Source organism: Lysinibacillus sp. 54212 (assembly GCF_036662795.1).
Classification (GTDB): Bacteria; Bacillota; Bacilli; order Bacillales_A; family Planococcaceae; genus Lysinibacillus_B.
Genome location: NZ_JBAFWZ010000011.1, coordinates 117,907 through 125,684 on the forward strand (window position 1 = coordinate 117,907; position 7,778 = coordinate 125,684).

General features: G+C 37.5%; 7 protein-coding genes and 1 tRNA gene. 1 reads left to right on the forward strand and 7 read right to left on the reverse strand.

Annotation, left to right across the window (positions count from 1 at the left end; genetic code table 11):
• Positions 1-62 precede the first annotated feature (62 nt).
• From V4T18_RS10025 to V4T18_RS10050, 6 genes are read right to left on the reverse strand one after another with little or no spacing between them, the layout of a single operon-like run.
• Positions 63-458 carry a DsrE/DsrF/DrsH-like family protein gene (locus V4T18_RS10025; protein ID WP_332649067.1) on the reverse strand — a complete coding sequence of 132 codons (396 nt, stop codon included), beginning with the start codon at positions 456-458 and terminating at the stop codon, positions 63-65.
• A gap of 18 nt (positions 459-476) precedes the next feature.
• Positions 477-1,034, reverse strand: coding sequence for a sulfurtransferase TusA family protein (locus V4T18_RS10030; RefSeq protein WP_332649068.1), 558 nt, complete (start codon positions 1,032-1,034; stop codon positions 477-479).
• 28 nt (positions 1,035-1,062) lie between these two features.
• Positions 1,063-1,359: a rhodanese-like domain-containing protein gene (locus V4T18_RS10035; RefSeq protein ID WP_332649069.1), complete on the reverse strand. Its 297-nt coding sequence runs from the start codon at positions 1,357-1,359 to the stop codon at positions 1,063-1,065.
• Between the two features lie 13 nt (positions 1,360-1,372).
• Positions 1,373-1,714 (reverse strand): rhodanese-like domain-containing protein, encoded by a 342-nt coding sequence (locus V4T18_RS10040; RefSeq protein WP_332649071.1) that lies wholly within the window; start codon positions 1,712-1,714, stop codon positions 1,373-1,375.
• A 10-nt stretch (positions 1,715-1,724) separates the two neighbouring features.
• Positions 1,725-2,201: a DsrE/DsrF/DrsH-like family protein gene (locus tag V4T18_RS10045; protein WP_332649072.1), complete on the reverse strand. Its 477-nt coding sequence runs from the start codon at positions 2,199-2,201 to the stop codon at positions 1,725-1,727.
• 55 nt (positions 2,202-2,256) lie between these two features.
• Positions 2,257-2,517, reverse strand: coding sequence for a metal-sensitive transcriptional regulator (locus tag V4T18_RS10050; protein WP_332649073.1), 261 nt, complete (start codon positions 2,515-2,517; stop codon positions 2,257-2,259).
• Between the two features lie 429 nt (positions 2,518-2,946).
• On the opposite strand from V4T18_RS10050, the gene V4T18_RS10055 reads away from it, so the two are divergent.
• Complete coding sequence (locus V4T18_RS10055; RefSeq protein ID WP_332649074.1) at positions 2,947-7,458, forward strand: fibronectin type III domain-containing protein; 4,512 nt, start codon at positions 2,947-2,949, stop codon at positions 7,456-7,458.
• A gap of 131 nt (positions 7,459-7,589) precedes the next feature.
• Here the strand turns inward: V4T18_RS10055 and V4T18_RS10060 are convergent.
• Positions 7,590-7,662, reverse strand: a tRNA-Val gene (locus V4T18_RS10060).
• Positions 7,663-7,778 lie beyond the last annotated feature (116 nt).

Genomic DNA, 7,778 nt, shown 5'->3' on the forward strand with positions numbered 1-7,778 from the left:
TTACCCCCATAGGTATAATTTTTTTGAAATTTTTTTGTAGGAGGGATATCCCTCCGTACAAATTAGAACGTTAATGTAGGTGCTGCATCCTTTGCATATTCTAAGAATGTTACAGCGCCACCAACCTCAATACCATCTACAAAATCTTCTGTCGTTAAGCCCATTACATCCATTGTCATCTGACAAGCGATAAATTTTACACCTAAGTCTTGAGCCATCTCTACTAATTGTGGAATCGCTGGAACATTTGCTTTTGCAAAACCTTCTGCGAAATGCTCTTTACCAGCTGGCATTTCTAGTGCATGCATTGCTTGCTTATGAATTAAATTTAATCCTTCAAATGTAAAGAAGATGGCTACCTCTTTATCTGAAGCTGCTGCTGCAGTCGCGATATTAAATACTTTATATGCATCGAACATGCCACCGTTTGATGCAATAATTGCTACTTTATTTGACATTTTTCATTCCTCCAATAATTAAACTTCTTGTGTTAATTCGCCATTCCACTCACTCATACCAGGTAGAACGTTATATACTTTAGTAAAACCTTTATCTGCTAACATTTGTGCTGCCATATCGGAACGAGTTCCTGTACGACAAATCACATAAATTTCTTGATCTTTTTCAAGCTCTTCTAGACGTGCCTCTAAATCTCCCATCGGAATTGATTTTGAGCCTGGAATATGACCAAACGCGTATTCAGCTTCCTCACGCACATCTAAAATTAGGCCAGAGCGAGATGTCATCTCGTCATTTGAAATTGTTCTCTCGAATTTCTTTTCTGCTGCATCGCTATCTTCTGTGGAGCATTTGCGAATGTAATGATATAGCACATCGCCTTCTTCGCGTGTACCAATATACTGATGACCAACCGTTTTTGCCCAAGCAGCTAAATCTGCCTTTGATCCTTTATCTGTTGCTTGCACCTCTAAGACTTGACCATCCTCAAGTCCATTTACTGCTTTTTTTGTTTTTACAATTGGCATCGGGCAAGCAAGACCCTTTGCATCTAATTGCACATCTGATTTAATCACGATTTTACCTCCAAATAGTTTAAAGATTTTACTGTAAGTCGCCTTCCCACGCAAGCATGCCACCAGTCATGTTTTTCACATCATAGCCCTGAGATTGTAGAAATGCTGTAGCCTGACCGCTACGAGCACCAGAACGACATACCATAATGTAAGGGGTATTCTTATCTAATTCGTGCATACGGAACTCTAAAAGTCCTAGTGGAATATTGACGATGCCTGGAATATGTCCAGCTTCAACTTCTCCTACTTCACGCACATCAACTAAATTTAATTTTTCACCAGCTGCTAACTTTTGCTGTACTTCTGTTGTCGAAATTTCTTTCATTAATATTCTCCTCCTAATATGCACTCATGCCGCCACGGACATTCGTTACTTTTTCAAAACCCAATTTTTTCATTTGTTTACATGCCTGACCTGAACGCATACCACTCTGACAAATAACAACAATTTCCTTATCCTTTGGTAGCTTCGAGAAATCTGAACCAAGCGGAATATTTTTAAACTGCTTAATGTTACGTGCTTTATATTCACCTGGTGTACGAACATCAACAAAGACTTTATCCTTGTCATTTAAAATGTTTTTTAAATTAGCGGTTGAGATTGCTTTTACACCTTTAGTCGGCTTCATTCGCCATACTAAGAACGCTGCGACAACACCAATAAATATTAAAGTTTCCATAAAACTCTCCTTATATGAATAAGTTTACGTTTCCTTCTTCTGCATCTGCTAAATACGCTGCAACACCGGCATATTCAATACCATCTAATAATTCTTCTTTTTGTAGTCCAAGTAAATCCATTGTCATTGTACAAGTCACAAGCTTAATTTCCTGTTCCTGTGCCATTTCAATTAATTGTGTAAGTGTTAAAGCATTATGTTTATCCATTACGTGCTTAATCATTTTAGGACCCATACCAAGCATTTGCATTTTTGATAAACCTAATTTTTCAGCACCACGTGGCATCATTTTTGCAAACATTTTTTCAAGAAAACCTTTATTCACTTGCACAGGCTCTTGCTTTCTTAAGGCATTGATACCCCAGAAAGTATGGAAGATTGTCACCTCATGATCGTATGCCGCAGCACCATTTGCAATAATGTACGCCGCCATCGCCTTATCATAATCTCCACTAAATAAAACAATCGTTGTTCTTTTCTTTTCCATTAGGACCTCCGTTACCTATAAGGGTATTATTTTTTTGAAAATTATATAGTCGTATTTAACGACTTTTAATCATTAAGTCCATCGCCTGCTGGACTACTTGATTGACTTTTACATCGTCTCCATCTGCTTCTTGGATGCAACCGAGTAGATTTTCCATTGCTATGACGCCAATTGTACGATCGACACCAGATCTAATAGCACTTAGTTGAGTAATAACTTCTTTACAATCTTTCTGCTCATCAATCATGCGAAGTACAGCTCGCAATTGACCTTCAATTCGTTTTAGACGATTAGATACTTTCACATCATAGCCCATTCCTTCTCACCCTTTCATCAAGAAGTTTTGTGTTGCTTACGTGTCTTATAATAATACCTATAAGGGTATATTGTCAACAGTTTTAACCAAAAAAGTTTTACATCTTAAAATCACTCACCTAAAACTATGTCGAACCCTTGATAATATTAGGTTTTTTAAATTCTAAAGAAACATTCCCATCTGAGACACACAAAGAAAACGCAGATATTTTCTCCATACCTAAGAGGGTACATGTATTTAATAGTATAGAACATGGAATGGCATTTTGTAAAAAAGGGTGCTTACCCCTGATAGTATATTACGGATAGTTGCATGGGTATGTATTGTTTATTGTGGGAAGAAGATATTTTTTAAAATTTTTAACCTAGTTTTAACCTTCGTAAGTTAGTATAAACTTAAAAATTTTTATTATAAAAGGAGCTGAACTGAATGCACTTTAAGAAAAAAACATTATTTATACTAGGGTTAATCCTTTTACTTGTCGTAAACTCCTTACAAATCCCAAAAGTGGAGGCAGCTATTAATGAGCAACCTATTCACAACTATTCACAAAACACTTGGGCATTTAATAGCCTAGCTAAAGGACCTAATGGAGAAATTTATCTTGCTCATAAAGTTAGTCATACTGAAATTGTAGTAAAGAGATGGGATGAGGGTAAATGGACTCTCTTTTCAACTATAACTACTGCTGAAACGAATAATACGAGTTTCAGTGATGATTTAGATTTAATGGTGGATTCTTTTGGTAAGTTACACATAGTTTTCAGACATGAGAACGGTACTGGAATAGCAAGTGCTAGAGGAATTTCATATGGTTATCATAACGGGGCAAGTTGGGTATTCAATGAGGTCGATTCTTCCTCTGACCCATACGGTTGGAAAAATTATGATGATCCCTCGCTTGCAGTAGACTCTAACGGAAAAGCACATATCGTTTATAACTATACAGATTCTAATGGATCAAGAATTTATTCAGCTAAGTATGCAACGAATATTTCTGGTAATTGGAATAAGAGTACACTCGTGATCGGGAATGGCACTATTGGAATTGACGAAATTCATCAGCCTCAAATTGAAATTGATGCTAGCAATATCGCTCACGTCACATATGTTAGAGAAGACAATCAGAACAACTATTATGGAAACTATTATTATACAAGCAAAGCGGTAAATGAACCCACTTTTCCTCCTGCAACAAAGATAGTTGATGCTGTTGCAGATGGGAAGAATTATTTTTATTCTCCATTCGCAGTTACTGCTGCTGGGAAGATATTTTTCACTTCTGATGCGTATGTAAACAATAGTAGTACATCCTACTTACATTCGAATACTTCTGGCAAGTGGGAACAGGAACAAGTATATACTGATAGCCAACGAGAAACATATCCAGTGGGCGTTTCTATTTTGGATTCTACTGTCCATCTTTTAATGTACTCGGTTGCGAAAGATAATAGTGATGTTGAATTATTCGCAATTACAAAAAACAATAATACATTATTAGTAGGTAATAAAATTATTAAGCCCAATTTAGTTGTTTCTCCTCCTTTGAATGAAATAACATTTATAGTTGATTCTCATGGGAATTTTATAACAGTGATGGAGCATAATACACTTAAAACCATTAGTAGTTTATTTGGAACAAGCCCTGATTTCGGCTTATCAAAACCTCTTAGCACTAACTCAGAATTAAATAACCTTGAGATTTCTAATGGAACATTAAGTCCAACCTTTTCAGCAAGTACAACATCGTATTTTGCAAGTGTTGCTAATAATGTTTCATCCATTGCTATTACTCCTACTCTAGCAGACAGCAAGGCTACTCTAGTTGTAAACGGTAATTCTGTAACTAGCGGACAGCCAGTAAATGTAAGCCTAAATATAGGGGCGAACACAATTCAAGGTACAGTAACAGCGGAAGACGGGGTGACTACGAAAACTTATACCGTAACAATAAATAGGGCTGCACTAACACCTCCTAGTGCACCAACGAATATAAAGGCAACTCCAGGAAACGAAGAAGTTACTATTAGTTTTGATGCTCCTACAGAAAATGGTGGGAAACCGATTACAGGTTATACGGTGAAAGTATATTCTGGCGGAGCTGAGCAAACAAGTTTGAATAAAACTGGAGCTACTAGCCCGATTACAGTAAATGACTTAAAGAATGGAACTCCTTATACATTTAAAGTAGTTGCTTCAAACGAAGTTGGGGACAGTCCTGCCTCAAACGATTCCACTGCTATCACTCCAAGAACAATTCCTGATGCTCCGACAATTGGGACTGCTATCTCAGGGAATGGACAAGCTACCGTCTCTTTCACAGCACCAGCTAGCAATGGAGGAAGTGCTATTACAGCATATACTGTCAAGGCTTATCCAGGTGGGGTTACAGCTACTGGATCACAAAGTCCTATAATAGTTAGCGGCTTAACAAACGGGACCGGTTATACATTTACGGTAACTGCTACGAATGCTGCTGGTACTAGTTCAGCATCTGGAGCATCAAATGTAGTTACTCCTGCAACTGTGCCGAATGCACCACAGAATGTTGTCGGCACTCCAGGTGATAAACAGGTAAAAGTAAGCTTTAACTCACCTACAGATAATGGCGGAAGTAGCATTACTGATTATAAGGTGAAGGTGTTTTCAGGTGGGGTCGAGCTTCCATTATTAAATAGAACAGGAAATACTAGCCCTATTACGATTACCGGCTTAACAAACGGGACCCCTTATACATTTAAGGTAGTTGCATTAAACGCTTTAGGTGAAGGTGCAGAATCGACTGTTTCTAATGCCGTTACTCCGAGCTCAGTTCCAGATGCACCAACTTCGATAAGTGCAACAAAAGGAAATGCAGAAGCTACAGTTAGTTTTACAGCACCAACAAATGATGGAGGTAACCCAATCACAGGCTATACTGTCAAAGTTTTTAAGGATGGGGCCGAGCAAACCTCATTAAATAAATCGGGTTCCGCTAGTCCTATTACGGTAACGGGGTTAACTAATGGAACTCCTTATACATTTAAAGTCGTAGCTACTAATATTGTTGGTAATAGTAAAGATTCTGAAGCATCTCCATCAATTGTACCTATGACAGTTCCAGACAAACCTACAAATGTTAATACAACTACAGGGGATGCTCAGGTTAAAATTGATTTCACTCCGCCTGTAAATAACGGCGGGAGTTCCATTATAGGATATGTAGTGAAAGTATTTGAAAATGGAGTAGAGCAAACATCACTAAACAAATCAGGCTCTAGCAGCCCAATTACAATCTCAAATTTAACAAACGGATCGCCTTACACTTTTAAAGTCATTGCAAAAAATAGTGTTGGAGAGAGTGCTGCTTCGGATGAAACAATTCAAGTTACTCCAGCAGCGAATCAATTAGCCCCTCTTGGATTAAAGGGCATTGCACCAACTGCCCCATCATTAAATGACGGAAAAATTACAGGCACGTCAAATCTGATGGAATTCAAATTCAATTCAGATACAACATGGATTTCAGTGCCGGGAACTGAAATACAGAATCTTACTCCCGGAACATACAATGTGCGTTTAAAGACCAAACCTGGTTGGAATGCAGGGGCTATCACAAATGTTATTGTGCCAAAATATGCATCACCAGGTAGCGGTGGCTCTGGCGGCTCCGGTGGTTCAAGTGGCGGAAGTATAGACAAAGAAGACAATACTATTATTTTGATTAACGGGAAAGAAGTATCTCTTGGTCAATCCAAAACAACTACTGTAGATGATAAATCAATCACAACTTTAAAGGTTGACTCTACAAAACTTAAAGAATTATTACTACAAGAAGGTAGTAATGCCGTTATTACTATACCTGTAGCGGTTAAATCGAATCGTATCATTAGTGAGCTAAACGGAGAAATCATTCACTTTTTAGAAGAAACCGGAGGAACTGTTGTACTTCAAACGCCAACAGCAGCTTATTCTATTCCTGCTCACGCAATAAATATCGATGAGGTCGTTAAACAACTTGGAAAGAATGTAGAATTAAAGGACATTACAATCCATATCGAAATTTCAGAGCCTGCTGATCAATCAATCCAAGCAGTACAGAATACTGCCTCTAAAAACGGTTACGAGATCATTCTTCCACCTGTAGAATTTAAAGTAAGCTTTACGAACGGGGATAATAAGGCTGAAGTGAGTAGGTTCAGTGCTTATGTAGAAAGAATGATGGCTATTCCAGATAGCATTGACCCTAGCAAAATTACAACTGGTGTAAGATTGAATGAGGACGGGACATTCTCACATGTACCAACATCGATAGTGAAAATTGGTGGAAAATTCTATGCAAAAATTAACAGTTTAACTAATAGTATTTACACAGTTATTTCAAGTCCCAAACAATTTAAGGATGTTATTTCTCATTGGGCAAAGGATTCCATTCATAATTTAGCATCTCGTTTAGTTATTAGCGGTGTAACAAAGGACAATTTTGCTCCTAATAACGACATTACGCGAGCTGAATTCGCTGCGATTATGGTTCGAGGGTTAGGTATAAAATTAGGCGTTGGAGATAACATATATATGGATGTTGCTACAGACGCTTGGTATGCTGAATATATTCTAGCTGCTACCGAGTATGATTTAATCCACGGGTATGGAAATGGCAATTTCGGAGCAAACGATAAAATCACGCGCGAACAAGCAATCGCTATTATTGCACGTGCAATGAAGATTACAAAGCTTCATGCTAATTTAAAGGATGAAGAGGTTAATGGAATACTTGACCAATTTAACGATAAGAATAAAATCGCCCATTATGCTAAAGAACCAATTGCATTAGGGGTTAAAACAGGTGTAGTATCAGGAAAAGGCAATCAAAATATCGCACCACAAGATTTTATTTCGAGAGCTGAAGTAGCCGTGATTATTGAAAGCTTGCTTCAAAATTCTAATTTAATAAGCAAATAAGAAATAATTAATCCTACTGAAAGACTAGATTATCTTTCAGTGGGATTTTATTTTCGATAAAGGATTTCCTAAAGTAAAAAATATAGCCTACAAACGCTGCGGACTGAACGTTTGTAGGCTAATTTCTTTGATGGCCCTGACAGGACTTGAACCTGCGACCCTCACCCTGTCAAGGTGATGCTCTCCCAGCTGAGCTACAAGACCATATACATCTATATTTTACAAATTAAGAAATAAAAATTCAATGTTTATATTTATAATATGACACTAGCGTCGCATTAAAATAATTCAACTCCGCCGTTAAATCTGAATTTTCTGAA